Raw genomic sequence first — 23,528 nt, forward strand, 5'->3', positions numbered from 1 at the left:
TATGCCATGGCTGATTCTTGCGTTGATGGGCGCTGGCACTTTCATCTATGGCCTGACCACCCATGCCACCTTGCTGTGCCTGCTGGTCAAGCCGCTGCCGGTCCTGGCGTTGCTGGGCTGGCTGCATGATGCACCGCCCACCGACTATCAGCGCTGGATCAGCCTGGGGCTGATTTTTTCCCTGGTGGGCGATGTGTTGCTCGCCTGGCCGGGCGACTTGTTTATCTTTGGCCTGGGCGCGTTTTTGTTTGCGCACCTGGCGTATCTCAAGGCCTATTTCAGTGACTGCCGTCGCCTGGCCTTGTTGCCGTTGGTACTGGCGCTAGGCGTGGGTGCAGTGCTGCTTAGCATTCTGATTTCCCACGGTCTCGGCGAGTTGCTGATACCGGTGGTGGTTTATGCACTGGTCATCAGCGCCATGCTCTGGCGTGCACTGGCACGCTTGGGCAGTGACGTGCCGAAACGCTCGGCACTGCTGGCGGCGGCGGGTGCGGGCTCGTTTGTGTTTTCCGACACGTTGATCGGCATCAACCGCTTTGTCGTGGCGTTCGAGGCAGCGCCGTATTTGCTGATCACGACGTATTGGCTCGGCCAGTGGGGCATCACCGCTTCGGCTTTCCATCAGACAACCCGCGCATCCGAGGGCCAACTTGGCTAAAATGCCGGCCTTTCCTTCCTCGTCACCGGAACAGCCGTGAGCAAAGAACCCGATCGCCTATTCGCCCAGCCCCTGCCCCAGGTGCCGGACTTCGCCTTCAACGAAGACGTGGTGCGGGTGTTCCCGGACATGATCAAGCGCTCGGTACCGGGTTACCCCACCATCGTCGAGAACCTCGGCGTCCTCGCGGCGCAATTTGCCCAGCCCAATAGCGTGCTCTACGACCTGGGCTCATCCCTCGGCGCCGTTACCCAGGCCCTGCGCCGCCATGTGCGCACCGACGGTTGCCGCGTGATCGCGGTGGATAACTCGGCGGCGATGGTCGAGCGCTGCCGCGAGTACCTCAATGGCCAGGACTCGATGTTCCAGGAGTTGCTGCCGGTTGAAGTGATCGAGGGCGACATCCTCGCGCTGCAGTTCCAGCCAGCCTCGGTGGTCGCGCTGAATTTCACCCTGCAATTCATTGCCCCCGATGAACGCCTGGCCCTGCTCGGTCGCATCCGCCAGTCGCTGTTGCCGGGCGGTGCGTTGATTCTCTCGGAGAAGCTGCGGTTCAACGATGCGCAAGAACACGCGCTGCTCACCGACCTGCACATCGCGTTCAAACGCGCCAACGGCTACAGCGAACTGGAAATCGCCCAGAAGCGCAGCGCCATCGAAAACGTCATGAAGCCCGACAGCCTCGAAGAACACCGTGAACGCCTGCTGGCGGCGGGGTTCTCGAAAGTCGTGCCGTGGTTCCAGTGTCTTAACTTTGCCTCGTTGATTGCCTTGCCATGATTGATCTGTCCCCCCTCGCCCGCCATTTGGTCGGCACTCCCCTGGCCGTGTGGGCCCAGGGCCTGCAAGCGCAACTCGATAGCAAGATGGAAAAAGGTCATGGCGACCTGGAGCGCTGGCAAAGTGCGTTGGATGCATTGCCTGCCATCCAGCCCAGCACAGTGGATTTGCTCAATGGCCTGACACTCGACACCGACTGCGACGACGATACCCGCGCACAAATGCGCACGGCATTGATGGGCTTGAGCCCTTGGCGTAAAGGGCCGTTCCACCTGTTCGGCGTGCATGTGGACACCGAATGGCGTTCGGACTGGAAGTGGTCGCGCGTGGCACCGCACCTGGACCTGAAAGGCAAGCGCATCCTCGATGTCGGCTGCGGCAACGGCTACTACATGTGGCGCATGCTCGGCGCCGGCGCCGACAGCGTGATTGGCGTGGACCCCAACTGGCTGTTCTTCTGCCAGTTCCAGGCGGTGCAGCGCTACTTGTCCGAGCCCAGGGCCTGGCACCTGCCGTTCCCGTTCGAAGACCTGCCGGCGAACCTGGAAGGCTTCGACACTGTGTTTTCGATGGGCGTGTTCTACCACCGCCGCTCGCCGATCGAGCATTTGCTGGCGTTGAAGGACACCCTGGTAAAAGGCGGCGAACTGGTGTTGGAAACCCTGGTTGTCGAAGGCGATCAGCAGCAAGTGCTGGTGCCGGAAGATCGCTACGCGCAGATGCGTAACGTGTGGTTCCTGCCGTCAGTGCCGGCCCTGATGCTGTGGCTGCGCCGCGCAGGCTTCAGCGACGTGCGCTGCGTGGACGTGAGCGTGACCACGGTCGAGGAACAGCGTGGGACGGAGTGGATGAAGTACCAGTCGCTGAGTGACTTCCTGGATCCGGAGGATCACAGCAAGACCATCGAAGGGCTGCCGGCGCCGATGCGGGCGGTGATCATCGCCAGGAAATAACCTGCGGTTTCCTTGAATAGATGGAGATCAACCGGTGGGAGTTGGTTTGCCTGCTCCCACGTTGATCTCTCCGTGATGCTCAGGTTGCGGGCTTGGCTCGCCTGGCCTTGAAGAACTCGCTCAACACCGTCCCGCACTCCTCGGCCAACACCCCACCTTCAAACAGCACCTTGTGATTGAGAAAGCCCTGGGTAAAAAACTGCCCCTGGCTTTGCACAATCCCGGCCTTGGGCTCCAGCGCGCCATACACCACCCGCGCAATCCGTGAGTGCACGATCAGCCCGGCGCACATGCTGCAGGGTTCCAGGGTGACATACAGCGTGCTGCCCACCAGGCGATAGTTGCTGATGGCGTGTGCAGCCGCGCGGATGGCGACCATTTCGGCGTGGGCACTGGGGTCGTTGCCGCTGATCGGGCAATTGAAGCCACGGCCGATGATCTCACCGTCTTGAACCAGCACCGCGCCGACGGGCACTTCACCGAGCGCCGCACCTTGGGCGGCAAGGGCCAGGGCTTCGCGCATGAAGTCCTGGTCGCGGCTGCGGTCGATGATCGCGGTGGGGCGAAATTGTCGCATCACGCCACCTCGATGGCGGCCATCAGGCCGGTTTCCATGTGGTCGATCACATGGCAATGGAACATCCATACGCCTGGGTTATCGGCTACCAACGCCACGCGCGCGCGTTCGTTCTTGCCCAACAGGTAAGTGTCGGTGAAATACGGGATCACCTTGTGGCGGTTCGAGGCAATCACCTTGAAACTCATGCCATGCAAGTGGATCGGGTGCTGGTACTGGGTCATGTTCTTCAATTCGAAAATGTAGCTCTTGCCCTTCTCCAGCTTGGCAATCGGGCGGTCGGCGCAGGTCTTGTCGGTGATGTCCCACGCCTTGCCGTTGATCTGCCACAGGCTCGGCGGCCTGCCGTTGTCGACATCGACCGAAACGGAACCCACCCATTCGAAATTGAAGTTGAGCTTCTCGGCATTCGCCAGGTCCGGCTCGCTGATCGGGTTGGCGGGCAACGCCGGCGGCCACTCGGTCGGCGCATCGGTATTGGCCACCGAGCGGAAGGTGCCGAGGCGCACGGGGCCATTGCGGATCGACAGCTCTTCGCCGGCCGGCGGAGCCTTGATCGCCAGGCAGATGCGCATGCCCGGCCCCAGCCAGTATTCCTTGCCCAGTGGGCGCGGCTCGATGGGGTTGCCGTCCAGCGCGTAGATCTGCGCTTCGACGTCGGGAATATTGATGCGATAGGTCAAGGTGTTGTCGAGGTTGAGCAAACGCACGCGGGTGATCTGCCCAGCCGGCAGATCGATCACCGCCTGGGACACGCCATTGATCGTCGACAGGCGGCCGGCCGTGCCGCCACGCGCGGCTTCACGGGGAATGCTGAAGGCCACGAAAGCCCCTTCTTCGTCCACGTGCCAGCTTTTCAGGCTGAGGGTGCGCTCGTATTTGAAACCGGTGGGCTCGCGCTCTTCAATGATCAGCGGGCCGACCAGGCCACGGCCAAGTTCTTCGCTGCTGTTCACATGGGGGTGATACCAGTAGCTGCCGGCGTCGGGCACGCGGAATTTGTAATCGAAGTATTCGCCGGGCAGCACCGGCAATTGCGAGACGTAAGGCACGCCGTCCATTTCCAGCGGCAGGCGGATGCCATGCCAGTGGATAGTGGTAGCGACCGGCAGGTGGTTGATAAAACGCACCCGCAACCACTCGCCCTGACGCACCCGCAACTCCGTGCCGGGCGCCGAAGGGCCGAACGCCCAGGCTTGGGTCTTGTGTCCCGGCACCAGCTCCACGTCCAACGGCGCGGCGATCAGCTCGTAGTCGTGCCCCGCTTCGGCCTCGGCGACTTTTCCCAGCCAGTAGCGGTAGGCGCCACCGGCACCCACACCCACTACGGCCAGGCCTGCCAGACCACCCAGGATTTGTCGACGGGAAAAGGATCGGGACACAACAACCTCACGTATCTGCCGCAGGCCCAGGGCCTGCAAAGGGCAGATACGATACACCTGCACCGGCTAAACAGTAAGGCTTCGCATTGCCGCATGGCTGAAACACGGGAGATCACACCGCAGATCAAGAGATGGAAAGAGCCCCGTGTGGCAGCGGGCGTGTGCGCGAATGCAGTAGGTCGACCCTACAGGAGTCGACTGGCACAGCGAATTCGCGCACTAGCCCGCTCCCACACAAGCCTGCTCCCACAAGGGTTCTGCAGGGGGACTTCAGGCCCTGGCAGCGGCCAGGATCAGGGCTTTCATCTCGGCCACGGCGCCTTTGAAACCGACGAACAGCGCGTGGGCCACCAGCGCATGGCCGATGTTCAGCTCGTTGATGCCCTTGATCGCCGCTACAGCCTCGACGTTGTGGTAATGCAGGCCATGGCCGGCATTGACGATCAGGCCTTCCTTGAGGCCGCAGCTCACACCGTCAATGATGCGCTGCAGCTCGTCGGCCACTTCGGTGGGCGTGGTTGCGTCGGCGTAACGGCCGGTGTGCAGTTCGATGGCCGGTGCGCCGACACGGCGCGAGGCTTCGATCTGGCGCTCGTCGGCGTCGATGAACAGCGAGACTTCACTGCCGATCTGCGACAGGCGCTCCACGGCAGCCTTGATCCGCGCTTCCTGGCCGGCCACATCGAGGCCGCCTTCGGTGGTCAGCTCCTGACGGGTTTCCGGGACCAGGCAGATATGCGCCGGGCGGATGCGCTCGGCGAAGGCCATCATTTCTTCGGTGACGCCCATCTCGAAGTTCATGCGGGTTTGCAGCACGTCCTTGAGCAGCAGCACGTCGCGCTCCTGGATGTGACGACGGTCTTCGCGCAGGTGCACGGTGATGCCGTCGGCGCCCGCTTCTTCGGCGTCCAGCGCGGCCTTGACCGGGTCAGGGTAACGGGTGCCCCGGGCCTGGCGCAGGGTAGCGACGTGGTCGATGTTGACGCCAAGAAGAATGCGATTGCTGGTGGTCACGGAAGCGCTCCTGAAAAGGGAAAGAATCGGTGCACAGCATACACGGGGACGTCAGGGCTTTCGAAACAACTCGCGACTGACCAGCGGCCGTCCGCCCAAGTGCACGGCCAGCGCCTGGCGCATCAGGCGCTTGGCGGCGGACAAGGCACCCGGCGCCGTCCAGTCCGCTTCGCTCATGGCCAACAGCTCGGTGCCTTGGAACAGGCCGGGTTGCAGCAGGTACACGCGTTCAAGGCCGGCGTCGACCTGCAGGCGGTACATGCCGTCGGCGGCGATGGGGTCGCCACGCAGGTCGTTGGCAAGTTCGAAGCCGTAACCCAGGTCGTCGAGCAGGCGCCATTCAAAGGCACGCAGCAGCGGTTCCAGGGGACGGCCTTCAGCCAGGGCCAACAGGGTAGCGGCGTAATGGTCGAAGACCGCTGGGTGCGGGTCTTCGGCGGGCAACAGGCGGATCAGCAGCTCATTGAGGTAGAGACCGCTGAACAGGGCCTCGCCATTGAGCCAGGCGCAAGTGCCGACGCTCTCCATGCGGCCGACATTCTTGAGCTCACCCTTGCCGCGAAACTCTACGTCCAGGGCCACGAACGGCCGCGCCAGTGTGCCCGCCTTGCCTCGCGCACTGCGCAAGACTGCGCGTAGGCGACCTTGGGGCGTGAGGAAGTCCACCAAGGCGCTGGTCTCGCGGTAGGCGCGGCTGTGCAGGACGTAGGCGAGTTGGCTGGGTGGCGGGGATTGGGACATGGACGTCTCTTCGCGGAACTCAAGAACAGCGATAAACCACTGTGGCAGCGGGCTTGCCCGCGATGCAGGCAACCCGGTTCTTCAACTGCACCGAGGTGACGCCATCGCAGGCAAGCCAGCTCCCACAGCCGCCGGCTCCTGCAGGGGGAGCGGTGTCTTACAGGTCGCCGTAGCCCAGGGAGCGCAATGCACGCTCGTCGTCAGACCAACCACCCTTCACCTTCACCCACAGGTTGAGCATGATCTTGGAATCGAACAGCAATTCCATGTCCTTGCGCGCCTCGGTGCCGATGCGCTTGATGCGCTCGCCCTTGTCGCCAATGATGATTTTCTTCTGGCCGTCACGTTCGACGAGGATCAGCGCATGGATGTGCAAGGTCTTGCCCTGCTGCTTGAACTCTTCGATCTCGACGGTGATCTGGTACGGCAGCTCGGCGCCCATCTGGCGCATGATTTTCTCGCGTACCAGTTCGGCGGCCAGGAAGCGGCTGCTGCGGTCGGTGATCTGGTCTTCCGGGAAGAAGTGCTCGTTCTCCGGCAGGTGCTCGGCGATCACACGCTCCAGGGCATCGAGGTTGTGGCCGTGCTGGGCCGAGATCGGCATGATCTGCGCGTTCGGCAGTTGTTCCTGCAGCCAGCTCAGGTGCGGCATCAGCTCGGCTTTATCTTCGATACGGTCGGTCTTGTTCAGCGCGACGATCAACGGGCCGGTGACGTACTGCACACGCTCCAGGACCATCTGGTCTTCATCGGTCCACTTGGTGCGGTCGACGACGAAGATCACCACGTCGACGTCTTTCAACGCCGCCGAAGCGGTCTTGTTCATGTAGCGGTTGAGGGCTTTCTCGCCGCCTTTGTGCATGCCTGGGGTGTCGACGTAGACCGCTTGCACGGTGCCTTCAGTCTTGATGCCCAGCATGTTGTGGCGAGTGGTCTGCGGCTTGCGCGAGGTGATCGCGAGCTTCTGGCCAAGGATATGGTTGAGCAGCGTGGACTTGCCCACGTTCGGGCGGCCGACGATGGCAACATAGCCACAGCGTGTTGCGGTTGAATCAGTCATGGCCATTCTCCACGCCCAGGGCAATCAGTGCTGCAGCGGCCGCTACCTGTTCGGCAATACGACGGCTCACACCCTGACCTCGGCTTTTTTCATTCAGTAAGGTGATTTCACATTCCACGAAGAACACGCGGCAATGGGGCTCACCCTGGATATCCACCACTTCGTAGCGTGGCAGTTCGCAACCGCGGGACTGCAGGAATTCCTGCAGGCGGGTCTTGGGATCTTTGTTGGTGTCGACCAGCGTGAGGCTTTCAATCTCGGAGGTCAGCCACGCGGTGACGCGTTCCTTGGCCGCTTCCATGCCTGCATCGAGGTAGATCGCACCGATCAGCGCCTCGAGCGCATCGGCCAGGATCGATTCACGCCGGAAACCGCCGCTCTTCAACTCACCGGAGCCCAGGCGCAGGTACTCGCCCAGGCCGAAGCCACGGGCCAGCACGGCCAGGGTCTCGCCTTTCACCAGGCGTGCACGCAAGCGTGACAGCTGGCCTTCACGGGCTTGAGGGAAGCGCTCGAACAGGGCTTCACCGGCGACAAAGTTGAGGATGGCATCACCGAGGAATTCCAGGCGCTCGTTGTTGCGCCCTGCAAAGCTGCGGTGTGTGAGGGCAAGGACCATCAATTCCTGGTCCTTGAAGGTGTAGCCGAGCTGGCGCTCGAGACGGCTTAAAGAAACGCTCACGGTTTACCCATATCTGTTTGGTGGCACCGGCGGCCATCGACGATTGACGCAGTGTTCAAATTCAAATCCTGGTTGGTGCTGCATGAGGCAGGACCGATTTGTCCCAACCCCAGAAAAGCATTCGGCGCTGTGTTCACAGCGCCGCCTGTATTACTTGATCAGCCCGACCCGCGAGAAGTTCGGCAGGTGGCTGAGTTTGGGTTCCGGCCAGCTCATCCAGACCGCAAAGGCCTTGCCGACGATATTCTGGTCGGGAACCATGCCCAGCAGGTCCTTGGGAATGTTGGGGTCATCCCAGTACCGGCTGTCATTGGAGTTGTCGCGGTTGTCGCCCATCATGAAGTAGTGCCCGGCCGGCACTTTCCATTCGCCATCAGGCTGGGCACGGTAGCGGCTCATTTCCTTGCGGATTTCGTGCTCCACTGCACCGAGTTTCTCCTGGTACAACTCGGCGCTGCCCAGCGTGTTCGGCTCGGAACCCAGCAGCTTCTCGGCCACCGACTCACCGTTGATGAACAGGCGCTTGTCGCTGGTGTAGCGAATCACGTCGCCCGGCAAGCCGACTACACGCTTGATGTAGTTGACGTTCGGGTCGCTCGGGTAGCGAAACACCATCACGTCGCCGCGCTGCGGATCACCGATTTCGATGACCTTCTTGTCGATCACCGGCAGGCGGATCCCGTAGGAAAACTTGTTCACCAGGATGAAGTCACCCACGTCCAGGGTAGGTTTCATCGACCCCGAAGGGATCTGAAACGGCTCCACCAGGAACGAACGCAGCACCAGCACGATGAACAACACCGGGAAGAACGACTTGCCGTATTCAACCAGCAAAGGCTCTTTGTTCAGCTTCTCGATCACCACGCCATCGGGCTGGCTGACGCTGCCCTGATAGGACGCGATAGCCGCCCGACGACGCGGGGCGAAGAACACTAGATCGAGCAACGCCAAGAGACCGCAAACGGCAACGGCGATGACCAGCAACAGCGGGAAATTTAGCGACATAGGACCTAACTATCCAACCTGAGCACCGCAAGGAAGGCTTCTTGTGGAACTTCCACGTTACCTACTTGCTTCATGCGTTTTTTACCGGCCTTTTGCTTCTCAAGCAGCTTGCGCTTACGGCTTACGTCACCGCCGTAGCATTTGGCCAGTACGTTCTTTCTGAGAGCCTTGACGGAAGTCCGCGCAATGATCTGCCCGCCAATGGCGGCCTGGATCGCGACGTCGAACATCTGGCGCGGAATCAGTTCTTTCATCTTCTCGGTCAACTGGCGACCTTTGTAGTGCGCGTTGTCCTTGTGCACGATCAGTGCCAGGGCATCGACCTTGTCGCCGTTGATCAACACATCCAGTTTCACCAGATTAGCCGATTGGTAACGATCGAAATGGTAATCCAGCGAAGCATAGCCGCGGCTGGTGGATTTGAGGCGGTCGAAGAAGTCCAGCACCACTTCGTTCATCGGCATGTCGTAGGTCACTTGGACCTGGGTGCCGAGGAACAGCATGTCGCGCTGTACGCCACGCTTTTCGATACACAGGGTAATGACGTTGCCCAGGTGCTCCTGCGGTACCAGGATATTGGCCCGCACGATAGGCTCGCGCATGTCTTCGATGGCCGACAGATCCGGGAGCTTGGACGGGTTGTCGACGTAAATCGTTTCACCGGTTTTCAGCAACAACTCGAAAATAACCGTCGGCGCGGTGGTGATCAGGTCCAGGTCGTACTCGCGCTCCAGGCGCTCCTGGATGATTTCCATGTGCAGCATGCCCAGGAACCCGCAACGGAAGCCGAAGCCAAGGGCGTCGGAGCTTTCCGGGGTGTACTGCAACGACGAGTCGTTGAGGGTGAGCTTTTGCAGGGCTTCGCGGAAGTCTTCGAAGTCATCGGAACTGACCGGGAACAGGCCGGCGTAGACCTGCGGCTGGATACGCTTGAAGCCTGGCAGCACGTCGACATCCGGCGTGGAACTCAAGGTCAGGGTGTCACCCACAGGGGCACCATGGATGTCCTTGATACCCGCGATGATGAAGCCTACTTCACCGGCTTTCAGATCAACGGTCGCGGTGTGCTTGGGGTTGAATACACCAACGCTGTCCACGAGGTGGATCTTGCCGGTGGACTTGACCAGGATCTTGTCACCCTTCTTCACGCGGCCATGGCGCACGCGTACCAGGGAGACAACGCCCAGGTAGTTGTCGAACCAGGAATCGATGATCAACGCTTGCAGCGGATCCTCGTAGTTGCCGGTCGGGGCGGGAATGGTGTGCACCAGGCGCTCGAGCACTTCGTCGACACCCAGGCCCGTCTTGGCGCTGCAGGTGACGGCGTCGGTGGCGTCGATGCCGATGATCTTCTCGATCTCTTCCTTGACGCGCTCGGGCTCGGCCTGGGGCAGGTCGATCTTGTTGAGCACGGGCATGACTTCCAGGCCCTGCTCGATCGCGGTGTAGCAGTTGGCTACCGACTGCGCTTCCACGCCCTGGCCGGCGTCCACCACCAGCAAGGCACCTTCACAGGCCGCCAGCGAACGGCTGACTTCGTACGTGAAGTCGACGTGGCCCGGGGTGTCAATGAAGTTCAGCTGGTAGGTGATACCGTCTTTGGCCTTGTAATACAGAGTAACGCTGTGGGCCTTGATGGTGATCCCGCGCTCGCGTTCGAGGTCCATGGAGTCCAGTACCTGGGCTTCCATTTCACGCTCGGCAAGGCCGCCGCACATCTGGATAAATCGATCGGCCAGCGTCGACTTGCCATGGTCAATGTGGGCGATGATGGAGAAATTGCGGATATGACTCAAATCACTCACGGATCAACACTCAAAAAGGCTGCAGGCAGATTGCCCGCTGAAAAATAGCCGGGAATTGTACCTGATGCTCAGGCCAGACGTCATCTTTGCTGACCAGAACAAAAATGCCCCGATCTCTCGACCGGGGCATTTTTTGATCATAAGCGCGGTATCAACCGGCCCGGCGCAGTAACCAGAAGCCGGCCAGGGCACAAATGGCCGTGGGCACCAGCACCGCAAACAGCGGCGAGAAGCCGAATACCAGGCTAGAGGGGCCAAGCAGATCCTGGGCAATACGGAAGGTGAAGCCCACCAGTACCCCGGTAAATACCCGCTGGCCGAGGGTTACCGAGCGCAACGGACCGAAGATGAACGAAATGGCCATCAACACCAGCGCGGCAGTCACCACCGGTTGCAACACCTTGACCCAGAATGCCAGCCAGTAACGGCCATTATTCAGGCCCTGGTCCTTGAGGTAGTGGATATACCCCCAAAGGCCGGAGATCGGCAGGCTTTCCGGGATCATCACTACGGTATTGAGCAATTGTGGCTTGAGGGCGATATCCCACTCTTCGCTCGGCGTATTGATCACTTCGGTGCTGGCCTTGGTGCCTTGGCCGATATTGCGGAAGTGGGTGGTGGTGACGTCGCTCAGTTGCCATTTTTCGTCACTGTACTGCGCACGTTTGGCGAAGCTCGACGCCAGCAAGTGCCGTTCTTTGTCGAAGGTGTAGCGGGTCACGCCAATCAACAGGCCGCCTGGCTGCACGGCGTTGATGTGGATGAATTCATCGCCCTGGCGGTGCCACAGGCCGTGCTTGGAACTCTGCGCATCACCGGAACCCTGCGCCAGGGCCCGATTGGCCTGGGCGGTGGTTTCGGCGGGCGGTGCCACGTATTCGCCGATCAGCACGCTGCACGCCATCAGCAGCAACATAGGCTTCATGACCGCCCAGACGATACGGCCAATCGACACGCCTGCGGCGCGCATGATGGTCAGTTCGCTGTTGCTGGCCAGGCTGCCCAGGCCGATCAGGCAGCCGATCAGCGCAGCCATCGGCATCATGTCGTAGAGGCGGCGCGGCGCGGTGAGGGCCACGTAGCTGAGCACGTCCCACACGGTGTAGGTGTCGCTGACGTTGCCCACTTCGTCGATGAAGGCGAACAACGACGCCAAGCCCAGGATGATGCCCAGTACCGCCAGGATGGCGATCAGTACGCTGCTACCAATGTAGCGATCGAGCTTAGCCACGAGCCAACTCCTTCTGGCCACGACGGCTCATCATTTTCAAACGTATCGGTTCCCAGTAGAGCAGCCCCAGGCCGATCACCAGGAAGATTCCGTGCACCCACCACAGGCCCAGGGTCGGCGACAGCTTGCCTTTCTCCAGGGAGCCACGGGCGGAAATCAGGATGGTGAGGTAAGCCATGTACAGCAGGATCGCCGGCAACAGCTTGAGGAAACGGCCTTGGCGCGGGTTGACGCGCGACAGCGGCACCGCCATCAGGGTGACGATAAACACCAGCAGCGGCAGGGAAATCCGCCATTGCAGCTCGGCGATGGAGCGCAATTCCTTGCTGCCGAACAGATCGGTGGTCGGGATGGCGTCGCGGTCGGTGACTTCGTCGCTGATATCCGGGCGGGCCAGCATCACGCCATAGGTGTCGTACTTGATCGCGCGATAGTCGGCCATGCCAGGGCTGCCGTCATACCGATAGCCATTTTCCAGGATCAGGTAGCGGCTGCCGTCAGGACGGACTTCCTGGCGACCGGAATCAGCCACCAATACGGAAATACCGCGGTCTTTCTTGTCCTGGCCCAGACGCTTCTCGGAGATGAACACACCGCCCAGGTTGGCGCGATCGTCGGTCAGGGTTTCGGTGTAGGTCACCCGCGAACCGTCATTGAGCGCCTGAAAGCGGCCCGGCTCGAGGGTGTCGAACTCGGTCATCGCGTCCTGCTTGTTCAGCACCAGTTGGAATTGCATGGCGCCCTGGGGCGCCAGGCTCAGGCTCAGCCAGGCAACGATCAGCGCAACACCGGCGGCCGGGATCATGGTCATGCCCAGCAGGCGCTGCTGGCTCATGCCGGTGGCCGAGAGCACAGTCATTTCGCTTTCCAGGTACAGCCGGCCATACGCCAGCAGGATCCCGAGGAACAGGCCAAGCGGCAGGATCAGCTGCAGGAAGCCCGGCAGGCGAAAGCCCATGATCAGGAACAACGAGCCCGGATCAAGGGCGCCGGAAGCAGCCTGAGCCAGGTATTTGACGAAACGACCACTCATGATGATGACCAGCAATACCGCACTCACGGCACTCAGGGTCAACAGGACTTCGCGGGACAGATAACGGAAGACAATCAAACCAGACACTCCAGGGTTGTCAGGCTAAGGCGGCCAAACAAGCAAGCATACCGAGTCAGCCCTTTACACAGGGCCGGCTAAAAAGATGGCGCATTATCCTGTGATTGGCCGCGCCTGTCACTGCGCAACCTCATGCACATGCACAAAGCAGGTGGCAAGGGTTGTCAGGCTCCGCCGACGAGGTTCAAACTGCGGCCTTTGTCACCGGCGGTTTACACAGCTGCCTGGTATTAAAGCCGGAGTACAGACTCCTGGCTAACAGACCTTTATAAGGGACCCGAAAATGGAATTGGTTGTAAAAAGCGTTAGCCCCGAAACGTTGAAAACCGCCACCCTCGTGGTCGCCATCGGCGAAGGCCGCAAGCTCGGCGTTGCTGCCAAGCAACTCGACGAACTCAGCGGCGGCGCTATCAGCGCAGTGCTCAAGCGCGGCGACCTGGCCGGCAAAGTCGGCCAGAGCCTGCTGCTGCAAAGCCTGCCCAACCTCAAGGCCGACCGCGTATTGCTGGTAGGCGTGGGCAAGGATGCCGAGCTGGGCGACCGTCCGTTCCGCAAAATCATCAGCGGCATCCTCAACACGCTCAAGGGCCTGGGCGGCAGCGATGCAGCATTGGCACTCGATGAAATCGTTGTAAAAGGCCGCGACAGCTACGGCAAGACCCGCCTGCTGGCCGAAACCCTGGTAGACGGTGGTTACAGCTTCGACCAGTTCAAGAGCCAGAAAGCCGAACCGCGCGCACTGAAGAAAATCACCCTGCTGACCATCAAGGCTGCCCAAGCTGAAGTCGAGCGCGCCGTGACCCACGCGCAGGCCATTGCCAACGGCATGTCCTTCACCCGCGACCTGGGCAACCTGCCACCGAACATCTGCCACCCGACTTTCCTGGGCGAACAAGCCAAGGCACTGGGCAAAGAGTTCAAGGGCCTGAAAGTCGAAGTGCTGGACGAGAAGAAGATCAAGGAACTGGGCATGGGCTCGTTCTATGCCGTGGGCCAGGGCAGCGACCAGCCACCACGCTTGATCGTGATGCAATACAACGGCGGCAAGAAGTCCGAGAAGCCTTACGCCCTCGTCGGCAAAGGCATCACCTTCGACACCGGCGGCATCAGCCTCAAGCCGGGCCTGGGCATGGACGAGATGAAGTACGACATGGGTGGCGCCGCCAGCGTGTTCGGTACCCTGCGCGCCGTGCTGGAACTCAAGCTGCCGATCAACCTGGTGTGCATCCTGGCCTGCGCCGAGAACATGCCGAGCGGCGGTGCAACCCGTCCGGGCGACATCGTCACCACCCTGAGCGGCCAGACCGTCGAGATCCTCAACACCGACGCCGAAGGCCGCCTGGTGCTGTGCGATGCCCTGACCTACGCCGAGCGCTTCAAGCCGCAAGCCGTGATCGACATCGCCACCCTGACCGGTGCCTGCATTGTCGCCCTGGGTTCCCACACCTCGGGCCTGCTGGGCAACAGCGATGAACTGATCGAGCAACTGCTCAGCGCCGGCAAGGCGGCTGACGACCGCGCCTGGCAACTGCCGCTGTTCGACGAGTATCAGGAACAGCTGGACAGCCCGTTCGCCGACATCGCCAACATCGGCGGGCCGAAAGCCGGCACCATCACCGCTGCCTGCTTCCTGTCGCGCTTTGCCAAGAACTTCAACTGGGCCCACCTGGACATCGCCGGCACGGCCTGGACCAGCGGCGGCAAGGACAAAGGCGCCACTGGCCGTCCGGTGCCACTGCTGACCCAATACCTGCTGGATCGCGCCAAGGCTTAAATGCAATCCCCCCTGCAGGAGCCGGTTTGCTGGCGCCTGCAGGGGGAAATGGCACGCCCAGGAACTGCAATGACCCAAGTCGACTTCTATATATTGCCCAGCGCCGACCCACTCGCGCGCCTGGACTTTGCCTGCAAACTCACCGAAAAAGCCTGGCGCATGGGCCACCGCATCTACCTGCATTGCAGCGATGCCGCCCAGCGTGAAGAGCTAGACGCCCGCCTGTGGCGCTTCAAGGGTGAAAGCTTCGTGCCCCACGGACCCGCCGAGTCTGAACCTGAAGGCCTGGTGGTGCTGGGCCTGGGCGACACTTGCGGCGATCACCATGACCTGCTGGTCAACCTGGACCTGAAAGTACCGCCGTTTGCCAAGGCATTCGCCCGTGTGGCGGAAGTCGTGGTGGAGGATCCGGCTATTCGTCAGGCCGCGCGGGAGAGTTTCCGTTTCTACCGCGAACAGGGCTATCCTCTGCAAGATCACCGGCTACAACGACTTTGAGCACACGATGGACACTCCAAACCCGCTAAAAAAAGATGACCACCTGCTGGACGACCTCGAGTCGATCCGTCAGTTGCTGGGTGATGATGACTTGCAACCGCCGCTATTGACCGAGCCGGTCGATGGCGAGGTACAGATTCCGCTGTTATTCGATATGGTCGGTGGCAAGCCGGTCGAGCCGGAGCCGGCGGTCAAGGCTGGCGCCCCTGCCACTGTCGAAAAAGGCCCCGACGCCCTGCTGCTGCACCTGGACAACGAACTGCGCGCAGCCGCGCAACTGATCATGCAAGACGTGATCGACGACTTTGCCCCGCATATCGAAACCGAGATCAAGCGCCGGCTGGATGCGCGGATGGAGCGGTTGATCGCTGCAGCTACAAACAATTAGCTACACGCTGCCAGAGCAGTTGCCCCCAAGCTTGTAGCTCATAGCTTGTAGCTTGCAACTGCTCCCCCCCGCTATACTTGCCGGCTTTCCTGAATAAATGCCAACTAGGGTCCCGCCGCGCATGGATAAGACCTACCAGCCGCACGCTATTGAAACTTCCTGGTACGAGACCTGGGAGTCCGAGAATTATTTCGCCCCGCAAGGCGCGGGCGATTCCTACACCATCATGATTCCGCCCCCGAACGTCACTGGCAGCCTGCACATGGGCCATGGCTTCAACAATGCGATCATGGATGCGTTGATCCGTTTCCGCCGCATGCAGGGCCGCAACACCCTGTGGCAGCCGGGCACCGACCACGCCGGTATCGCCACCCAAATGCTGGTGGAACGCCAACTCGAAGCCACCGGCCAGAGCCGTCACGACCTCGGCCGCGAGAAATTCCTGGAAAAGATCTGGGAATGGAAAGACCAGTCCGGCGGCAATATCAGCCGTCAGATCCGTCGCCTGGGTTCGTCCGTGGACTGGAGCCGCGAGCGCTTCACCATGGACGACGGCCTGTCGGAAGCCGTGAAAGAGGCCTTCGTGCGCCTGCATGAAGACGGCCTGATCTACCGCGGCAAGCGCCTGGTCAACTGGGACACCAAGTTGCACACGGCCATTTCCGACCTCGAAGTGGAAAACCACGACGAGAAAGGCTTCCTGTGGAACCTCAAGTACCCGTTGGCCGACGGCGCCAAGACCGCAGAAGGCAACGACTACCTGATCGTCGCCACCACGCGCCCGGAAACCATGCTCGGCGACGCCGCCGTCGCGGTTAACCCGAACGACGAACGCTACCAGGCGCTGATCGGCAAGTTTGTCGAGCTGCCGCTGGTGGGCCGTCGCATCCCGATTATCGCGGACGAGTACTGCGACCCTGAATTCGGCACCGGCTGCGTGAAAATCACCCCAGCCCACGATTTCAACGACTATGAAGTGGGCAAGCGCCATAACCTGCCGCTGCTGAACATCTTCGACAAGAATGCCGCCGTTCTGCCGGCCTGCCAGGTATTCAACCTGGACGGCACGCTGAACGACAGCATCGACGGCAAGATCCCGGCTGAATACGCAGGCCTCGACCGCTTTGAAGCGCGCAAGCAGATCGTCGCCGCCTTCGACGCCGCCGGCCTGTTGGTCAGCGTTGACGACCACGGCCTGAAAGTGCCGAAGGGCGACCGCTCCGGCACCGTGATCGAGCCGTGGCTGACCGACCAGTGGTACGTGTCCACCAAGCCGCTGGCAGAACCTGCCATTGCCGCAGTGGAAGACGGCCGTATCCAGTTCGTGCCCAAGCAGTACGAAAACATGTACTTCTCGTGGATGCGTGACATCCAGGATTGGTGCATCAGCCGCCAGCTGTGGTGGGGCCATCGCATTCCGGCCTGGTACGACGAGTCGGGCAAGGTCTATGTCGGCCGCGATGAAGCCGAAGTGCGCGCCAAGCACAACCTGGGTGCGGACGTCGTGCTGCAACAGGACAACGACGTTCTGGACACCTGGTTCAGTTCGGGCCTGTGGACCTTCTCTACCCTGGGCTGGCCGCAGCAGACCGAATTCCTGAAGAAATTCCATTCCACCGACGTGCTGGTCACCGGTTTCGATATCATTTTCTTCTGGGTTGCCCGGATGATCATGCTGACCATGCACTTGGTGAAGAACGAGGACGGCACTCCGCAGGTACCGTTCAAGACCGTGTATGTGCACGGCCTGGTGCGTGATGGCCAGGGCCAGAAGATGTCCAAGTCCAAGGGCAACGTCCTGGACCCGCTGGACATCATCGACGGCATCGACCTGGAAACCCTGGTGCAGAAGCGCACCTCGGGCCTGATGCAGCCGAAACTGGCGAAGAAGATCGAGAAGCAGACACGCGACGAATTCGCCGACGGTATCGCCAGCTATGGCACCGATGCCCTGCGTTTCACCTTCTGCTCGCTGGCGTCCACTGGTCGCGACATCAAGTTCGACATGGGCCGCGTCGAAGGCTATCGCAACTTCTGCAACAAGATCTGGAACGCTGCGCGCTACGTGCTGGATAAAGGCGAAGACTGCGGCCAGAACGGCGAAGCCGTCGAACTGAGCCTGGCCGACCGCTGGATCATCTCGCAGCTGCAGCGCACTGAAGCCGAGGTGACCCGCCAACTCGACCAGTTCCGTTTTGACCTGGCCGCACAGGCCTTGTACGAGTTCATCTGGAACCAGTATTGCGACTGGTACCTGGAACTGTCCAAGCCCGTGCTGTGGGACGAAAACGCGCCAATCGAACGCCAGCGCGGCACTCGCCGTACCCTGGTGCGCGTATTGGAAGTGGCGCTGCGCCTGGCGCACCCGTTCATGCCGTTCATCACCGAAGAAATCTGGCAGCGCCTGGCGCCGCTGGCCGGCATCGAAGGCAAGACCATCATGCTGCAACCTTGGCCGGTGGCCAACGAAGCACGCATCGATGAGGCCGCCGAAAGTGATATCGAATGGCTCAAGACGCTGATGCTTGGCACGCGCAACATCCGCGCCGAGATGAACATCGGCCCGGGCAAGCCACTGGCAGTGTTCGTGAAGAACGCCAGCACCGAAGACCAGCGTCGCCTCACTGAGAACGATGCGCTGCTCAAGAAACTGGCCAAGCTGGAGTCGATCACCGTATTGGCGGCCGATGCAGAAGCGCCTCTGTCCGCCACCGCACTGGTCGGCGACATGGAAGTGCTGGTGCCGATGGCCGGCCTGATCGACAAGGGCGCTGAACTGGCCCGTCTCGACAAGGAAATCGCGCGCCTGCAAGGCGAAGTGCAGCGGGTAGGCGGCAAGCTGTCCAACGCGGCCTTCGTCGACAAGGCACCGCCGCAAGTGATCGAGAAAGAACGCGCCAAGCTGGCCGAGGCGGAACAGGCCTTGGGCAAGCTGGCGGAGCAACATGCGCGGATTTCCAGCCTGTAAGGTGGACCGCGTGTAAGAAAGAGGCCTTCGGGCCTCTTTTTTTTGGGTTTGAAAACCCGGTCAATGTGGAAGGGGGCTTGCTCGCGAATGCGGTCTATCAGACACACACCCAATGACGGACCCGCCGTATTTGTGAGCAAGCCCGTTCCCACATTTAACCGAGGTCAACTTCGGAATGTGTGACAATACCCACCACTTTTGAAGCAACCCCAGAATCGACGTAGCCCATGACCGCCCCCAGCACGCCAAAACCTCCGCGCAAGAAGCCTAAAACCGCAGCCACGGCCAAACCCGTCACGCCGCGCAAAGAGGCCACTCTGCACCCGCGCAACCGCCACACAGGCCGTTACGACTTCCCGGCGCTGATCAAGACCACGCCGGAACTGGCGCAGTTCGTGATCATGAACCCGTACGGCAAGGAAAGCATCGACTTCGCCAGCCCCGATGCGGTGCGCGTGTTCAACCGCGCGTTGCTGAAAGCCTTCTATGGCATCCAGCACTGGGACATCCCGGCGGATTACCTGTGCCCACCGGTGCCGGGGCGTGCCGACTACGTGCACTTTCTCGCCGACCTGCTGGCCAGCGGCAATGACGGCAAGATCCCGCGCGGTTCGATCGTCAAGGTGCTGGACATCGGCATGGGCGCCAACTGCGTCTACCCGCTGATTGGCTACATGGAGTACCGCTGGAATTTCCTCGGCTCCGAGGTCGACCCTACCGCCGTGGCTGCCGCCAAAGCCATCGTGCAGTCCAACGACCTGAGCAAGGTCATCCAGTTGCGCCAGCAAACCAACCCCAAGCAGATCCTGCTGGGCCTGCTGGAACCGGGTGAGCGCTTTGACCTGACCATGTGCAACCCACCGTTCCACGCGTCCATGGAAGAAGCCACCAAGGGCAGCGAGCGCAAGTGGCGCGCCCTGGGCAAGGCGGACCCCAAGCGCAAGCTGCCAGTATTGAACTTTGGCGGCCAATCGGCCGAACTGTGGTGTGAAGGCGGTGAAGCGCGCTTTGTGACGCAGCTGATTGCCGAGAGCGCGCACTTTGCCCACAAGGTGTTGTGGTTCAGCACCCTGGTGTCAAAAGCGTCGAACTTGCCCGCGATCGAGACAGCCCTGAAAAAAGCCGGCGTGCTGGAAAGCCACGTGGTGGAAATGTCCCAGGGACAGAAACAAAGCCGCTTCGTGGCCTGGACCTTCCAGACCAAGAACGAGCAACAGATCTGGCGCCAGCGCTGGGTGCGCTAAGCACAAATCGCAGGCAACAAAAAACCGTGCCCGGATCGCTCCGGTGCACGGTTTTTTTTGCTGCGTCTTACTTGTTAACAGCGTCGGTCAGGCCTTTGGCCACAACCAGCTTGATAACTTTCTTGGCAGCGATTTCGATGGCAGCGCCAGTCGAAGGGTTACGGCCAGTACGGGCAGGACGCTCGGTCACTTTCAGTTTGCCAACGCCTGGCAGAGTGATTTCGCCGCCGTTTTCCAGCTGATCAGCAACAACTTGGCTCAGTTGGTCCAGCAGAGCGCGCACGGTAGTTTTCGGTGCGTCTACTGCTTCAGCCAGGTCAGCGATCAGTTGGTCTTTAGTAATAGCCATTGTGGTGTTCCTTCCCTATCAAATTCATATGGATTGCAGAGTGCAGTGTCAGCCATCGAGCCCGACCGTCAAGGCCTGGCACCCCCGGCTATAACCACGGAGATCGGGGTTATAGATGCTTGAAACGGGGATTGGTTCGACCTGACAGATGCTGAATGCACGCTTATCGCCGAGACTTGGCGTAAGACGGGGCAAAACTAGCACAGAGACGGGGAAATATCCGCCTCTACCTACCCATTTGGTCAGCTTTATCGCTCTAAACCGTGAAAAAAAGGTATATAGCCCGTCGGACGGTGCCCAAAACACCCTTCGAAGCACGCCCCGGCCAATGGTGCGGTACACTTGGCGACTTTTCGGGGAGGCCAACCGCTCCCCTATCAACCAGCCGAGAAGCCTATGCCGATCCGTCACTGCATCGTCCACCTGATCGACAAAAAACCCGACGGCACACCTGCAGTTCTTCACGCCCGCGACTCCGAGCTTGCCGAGTCGGCCGCCATCGAGAACATGCTTGCCGACCTCAACGAGAGCTACAACGCCAAACAAGGCAAGGCCTGGGGTTTCTTCCATGCCGAGTCCGGCGCGCACCCGTTCAGCGGCTGGTTGAAGGAGTATTTCGACGGTGGGCAGGATTTCACCACCTTCAGCCGCACCGCTGTCGAGCACCTGCAGAAGCTGATGGAAGAGTCCAACCTCTCCACCGGCGGTCATGTGCTGTTTGCCCACTACCAACAAGGCATGACCGACTACCTGGCCATCGCCCTGCTGCACCACAGCGAAGGCGTGGCGGTGACCGACGAGCTGGACGTGACCCCCTCGCGTCACCTGGACCTCGGTCAACTGCACCTTGCGGCACGGATCAACGTCTCCGAGTGGCAGAACAACAAGCAATCCAAGCAATACATCTCCTTTATCAAGGGCAAGAACGGCAAGAAGGTCTCGGAGTACTTCCGCGACTTCATCGGCTGCCAGGAAGGCGTCGACGGCCCGGGTGAAACCCGTACCCTGCTCAAGGCCTTCAGCGATTTCGTCGAAAGCGAAGACCTGCCGGACGAGTCCGCCCGCGAAAAAACCAAGACCCTGGTGGACTACGCCAGCAGCCAGGCCAAGCTGGGTGAACCGATGGGCCTGGAAGAACTCTCCGGGTTGATCGATGAAGATCGGCCAAAAGCGTTCTACGATCACATCCGCAACAAGGACTACGGCCTGTCGCCAGAAATCCCGGCCGACAAACGCACCCTCAACCAGTTCCGCCGCTTCACCGGCCGTGCCGAAGGCCTGTCCATCAGCTTTGAGGCCCATTTGCTGGGCGACAAGATCGAATACGACGAAGCCGCCGGTACCTTGATCATCAAGGGCCTGCCCACCCAACTGACCGATCAGCTCAAGCGCCGTAACTGATGCTCGGCGGGGTTTTCAAGAAAGTCCTGCTGGTATTGCTGGTCGTGGTAGTGATCCAGAACTGGGGCAAGATCGAGCGGGTGTTCAACCCCTCGCAGGTGGCCCCTGAGCACGTGCGCGCCTCGGCGCACGTGGTGCTTTATGCCACCGAGTGGTGTGGGTACTGCAAGCAGATCCGCCGGTTCCTGGACCAGAAAGGCATTCCCTACCAGGCGTTCGATATCGAGAAAGACGCCCAGGCACGCAAGGCGTATGAGGCGTTGGGGGGTGGTGGGATTCCGTTTGTGGACGTAAATGGCACGCTGATTCGCGACTACAACCCGGAGAAGATCATGGCTGCGCTGAAGTAATCAGCGCACCACGATCATCCGCCCCAGTACGGTGTGCTGTTCAAAGCCGAGCACGGCCTGCAACGCATTCAACACGGCCTGCGGGTCCTTGCTCGGGAAGCTGCCGCTGACACGCTTGGCGCCCATCTCATCGTTGAGCAACAGGATGCGACCGGGGTAGTAACGCTCCAGGTCCTTGACCACGTCGGCCAGCGGCGCCTTGTAGTAGTTGAGCCAACCGTCGCGCCAGGCCAGGCGTGATTCGCTGTCGACCCCGTGCAGTGGGTCGGCAATACCATCGGCGTAGGCCACTTGCTGGCCGGCCGCAAGAATTTGCTGCTGGCCGTGCTTTGACGGTGTCACGCCAACCCGCCCGGACAACACCGTAACCTGGGCCCCTGCCGGTTGCAGGCGCACTTCGAACTGTGTGCCCAGGACCCGCGCCTCGCCACTGCCCGCCTCCACGACGAAGGACTCACCGGTATGGGTCACGCTGAAAAAGCCCGCGCCGCGACGCAGTTGGATATGCCGCTCGCCATGGTTGAAATCCACGGCAATGGCGCTGTCGGCATCGAGGGTGACTTGGGATTTGTCGGCCAGGGTGACGGTTTTGACTTCGCCGGGCGCGGTCACGTAGTCGGCGCCCAAGTCATCGACCCAGCGCGATGGCTGCCAACCCGCCCCCATGGACACCATCACCACCAGGCAGGCCGCCATGGCCAGCGCCCCGGACCAGCGCACCACCCGCGAGCGCTTCGAGGTGTTCATCGCATTGAGGTAGCCTTGCAGTGCGAACGCCTCTTCGTCCGCCAGCTTGCGCGCCGGTACTTCGCTCAACTCCCATAGCACCTGGGCCTGGGAGTAGGCCTCGATGTGCGCAGGGTCGGCCCGCAGCCACTGGCTGAACGTGGCCTGGTCGCCACTGCTGGGCTGGTCATGCAGCAGGCTTAACCAGGCCAGGGCCGCTTGTTCCTGGTCGGGCGTGGGGGTGACGTTCACGGTGCTTTCCCTGGCGTGCGTGGGGATGAGGGGTCGCGAAGGCTGGCTTTGCAGGCTTCGAGGGCACGCATCATATGTTTTTCCACGGCACTTTGGGACAAGCCCATGGCCTTGGCGATTTCCGCATATTTGCGGCCGTGGATGCGGTTGAGCAGGAAAATCTGCCGCGTGCGCTCAGGCAAGCTGCGCAGGGCGGCTTCGACGTGGCGCAGGTCATTGCCGGCTTCAAGCGCCGCCTGGGGTTCGCAGCCCTGGTTGTCTTGCTGCTCGGGCAGCCAACCTTCGCTGCTGCGTACCCGTGCGCCTTCGCTGCGCAGGTGGTCGATGGCGATGTTGCCGGCGCAGCGCAACAAGTAGGTGCTGAGCTCTTCGACCTGCACCAGCGGCCGACGCCAGAAGCGCAGGAACAGGTCCTGCACCAGGTCGGCCGCCGTGGCGCGGCACCCTACGCGGCGGCTCACCAAGGCCTCCATCTGCGAGCGCTGGGACAAGAAGACCTGCAGGAAATGCGCACGCCCACCGGCCGCGTCAGCGTGCTGGCTGTCTTGGGGTTCGGGTGGGGTGCTGATCATCAAGGTG

The 23,528-nt window shown here is 61.2% G+C and carries 23 protein-coding genes; 10 read left to right on the top strand and 13 right to left on the bottom strand.

What is annotated here, in order from left to right:
* The first annotated feature begins 1 nt into the window (after position 1).
* From CQ002_RS04900 to cmoB, 3 genes are read left to right on the top strand one after another with little or no spacing between them, the layout of a single operon-like run.
* Positions 2-658, top strand: coding sequence for a lysoplasmalogenase (locus CQ002_RS04900; protein WP_105161701.1), 657 nt, complete (start codon positions 2-4; stop codon positions 656-658).
* A 36-nt stretch (positions 659-694) separates the two neighbouring features.
* A complete protein-coding gene (cmoA, locus tag CQ002_RS04905) occupies positions 695-1,438 on the top strand; it encodes a carboxy-S-adenosyl-L-methionine synthase CmoA (RefSeq protein ID WP_034102346.1) in 744 nt (247 codons plus the stop codon).
* Positions 1,435-2,391, top strand: a complete 957-nt coding sequence (gene cmoB / locus CQ002_RS04910) for a tRNA 5-methoxyuridine(34)/uridine 5-oxyacetic acid(34) synthase CmoB (RefSeq protein WP_034102345.1) — start codon at positions 1,435-1,437, stop codon at positions 2,389-2,391. The genes cmoA and cmoB overlap by 4 nt, the downstream gene beginning before the upstream one ends.
* Positions 2,392-2,470: 79 nt before the next feature.
* On the opposite strand, the gene tadA is transcribed toward cmoB, so the two are convergent.
* The 10 genes from tadA to lptF form a co-directional block, all read right to left on the bottom strand.
* Positions 2,471-2,968 (bottom strand): tRNA adenosine(34) deaminase TadA, encoded by a 498-nt coding sequence (tadA, locus tag CQ002_RS04915; RefSeq protein WP_034102344.1) that lies wholly within the window; start codon positions 2,966-2,968, stop codon positions 2,471-2,473.
* Complete coding sequence (locus CQ002_RS04920) at positions 2,968-4,350, bottom strand: multicopper oxidase family protein (protein ID WP_105163102.1); 1,383 nt, start codon at positions 4,348-4,350, stop codon at positions 2,968-2,970. The genes tadA and CQ002_RS04920 overlap by 1 nt, the downstream gene beginning before the upstream one ends.
* Positions 4,351-4,620: 270 nt before the next feature.
* A complete protein-coding gene (pdxJ, locus tag CQ002_RS04925) occupies positions 4,621-5,364 on the bottom strand; it encodes a pyridoxine 5'-phosphate synthase (RefSeq protein WP_034102342.1) in 744 nt (247 codons plus the stop codon).
* A 51-nt stretch (positions 5,365-5,415) separates the two neighbouring features.
* Positions 5,416-6,105, bottom strand: a complete 690-nt coding sequence (recO, locus tag CQ002_RS04930) for a DNA repair protein RecO (RefSeq protein ID WP_034102341.1) — start codon at positions 6,103-6,105, stop codon at positions 5,416-5,418.
* Positions 6,106-6,262: 157 nt separating this feature from the next.
* Positions 6,263-7,165, bottom strand: a complete 903-nt coding sequence (gene era / locus CQ002_RS04940; RefSeq protein WP_034102340.1) for a GTPase Era — start codon at positions 7,163-7,165, stop codon at positions 6,263-6,265.
* A complete protein-coding gene (gene rnc / locus CQ002_RS04945; RefSeq protein ID WP_016978270.1) occupies positions 7,158-7,847 on the bottom strand; it encodes a ribonuclease III in 690 nt (229 codons plus the stop codon). Before rnc ends, era begins: the two co-directional genes overlap by 8 nt.
* Positions 7,848-7,997: 150 nt before the next feature.
* Positions 7,998-8,852, bottom strand: a complete 855-nt coding sequence (gene lepB, locus CQ002_RS04950; protein ID WP_025858998.1) for a signal peptidase I — start codon at positions 8,850-8,852, stop codon at positions 7,998-8,000.
* Between the two features lie 5 nt (positions 8,853-8,857).
* On the bottom strand, positions 8,858-10,657 hold the full coding sequence (gene lepA, locus CQ002_RS04955) for a translation elongation factor 4 (RefSeq protein ID WP_003188853.1): 1,800 nt from the start codon (positions 10,655-10,657) through the stop codon (positions 8,858-8,860).
* Positions 10,658-10,808: 151 nt separating this feature from the next.
* Positions 10,809-11,888 carry an LPS export ABC transporter permease LptG gene (gene lptG, locus CQ002_RS04960; RefSeq protein ID WP_034102339.1) on the bottom strand — a complete coding sequence of 360 codons (1,080 nt, stop codon included), beginning with the start codon at positions 11,886-11,888 and terminating at the stop codon, positions 10,809-10,811.
* Complete coding sequence (gene lptF / locus CQ002_RS04965) at positions 11,881-12,999, bottom strand: LPS export ABC transporter permease LptF (RefSeq protein ID WP_016978267.1); 1,119 nt, start codon at positions 12,997-12,999, stop codon at positions 11,881-11,883. The genes lptG and lptF overlap by 8 nt, the downstream gene beginning before the upstream one ends.
* Before the next feature lie 283 nt (positions 13,000-13,282).
* On the opposite strand from lptF, the gene CQ002_RS04970 reads away from it, so the two are divergent.
* The 5 genes from CQ002_RS04970 (at position 13,283) to rlmF (ending at position 19,871) form a co-directional block, all read left to right on the top strand.
* Positions 13,283-14,773, top strand: a complete 1,491-nt coding sequence (locus CQ002_RS04970) for a leucyl aminopeptidase (protein WP_069021924.1) — start codon at positions 13,283-13,285, stop codon at positions 14,771-14,773.
* Between the two features lie 69 nt (positions 14,774-14,842).
* A complete protein-coding gene (locus CQ002_RS04975) occupies positions 14,843-15,271 on the top strand; it encodes a DNA polymerase III subunit chi (protein WP_034102337.1) in 429 nt (142 codons plus the stop codon).
* Between the two features lie 7 nt (positions 15,272-15,278).
* Positions 15,279-15,659: a hypothetical protein gene (locus CQ002_RS04980; protein WP_034102336.1), complete on the top strand. Its 381-nt coding sequence runs from the start codon at positions 15,279-15,281 to the stop codon at positions 15,657-15,659.
* 121 nt (positions 15,660-15,780) lie between these two features.
* Complete coding sequence (locus CQ002_RS04985; RefSeq protein ID WP_098465845.1) at positions 15,781-18,627, top strand: valine--tRNA ligase; 2,847 nt, start codon at positions 15,781-15,783, stop codon at positions 18,625-18,627.
* A 227-nt stretch (positions 18,628-18,854) separates the two neighbouring features.
* A complete protein-coding gene (gene rlmF / locus CQ002_RS04990) occupies positions 18,855-19,871 on the top strand; it encodes a 23S rRNA (adenine(1618)-N(6))-methyltransferase RlmF (RefSeq protein ID WP_034102334.1) in 1,017 nt (338 codons plus the stop codon).
* Between the two features lie 67 nt (positions 19,872-19,938).
* Here the strand turns inward: rlmF and CQ002_RS04995 are convergent, their stop codons facing one another.
* On the bottom strand, positions 19,939-20,220 hold the full coding sequence (locus CQ002_RS04995; RefSeq protein ID WP_003188840.1) for an HU family DNA-binding protein: 282 nt from the start codon (positions 20,218-20,220) through the stop codon (positions 19,939-19,941).
* 396 nt (positions 20,221-20,616) lie between these two features.
* Between CQ002_RS04995 and yejK the strand changes: the two genes are divergently transcribed.
* Positions 20,617-21,621, top strand: a complete 1,005-nt coding sequence (yejK, locus tag CQ002_RS05000; protein WP_010212893.1) for a nucleoid-associated protein YejK — start codon at positions 20,617-20,619, stop codon at positions 21,619-21,621.
* Positions 21,621-21,971, top strand: coding sequence for a glutaredoxin family protein (locus CQ002_RS05005; RefSeq protein ID WP_034102333.1), 351 nt, complete (start codon positions 21,621-21,623; stop codon positions 21,969-21,971). Before yejK ends, CQ002_RS05005 begins: the two co-directional genes overlap by 1 nt.
* Here CQ002_RS05005 and CQ002_RS05010 read toward each other — a convergent pair whose 3' ends face one another.
* Together CQ002_RS05010 and CQ002_RS05015 are read right to left on the bottom strand one after the other, a co-directional pair.
* Positions 21,972-22,949, bottom strand: coding sequence for a FecR family protein (locus CQ002_RS05010; RefSeq protein ID WP_105161700.1), 978 nt, complete (start codon positions 22,947-22,949; stop codon positions 21,972-21,974).
* Positions 22,946-23,524 (bottom strand): RNA polymerase sigma factor, encoded by a 579-nt coding sequence (locus CQ002_RS05015; protein WP_034102331.1) that lies wholly within the window; start codon positions 23,522-23,524, stop codon positions 22,946-22,948. Before CQ002_RS05015 ends, CQ002_RS05010 begins: the two co-directional genes overlap by 4 nt.
* Between the last annotated feature and the right edge of the window lie 4 nt (positions 23,525-23,528).

The sequence above is a fragment of the Pseudomonas sp. MYb13 genome, from assembly GCF_002980075.1.
Classification (GTDB): domain Bacteria; phylum Pseudomonadota; class Gammaproteobacteria; order Pseudomonadales; family Pseudomonadaceae; genus Aquipseudomonas; species Aquipseudomonas lurida.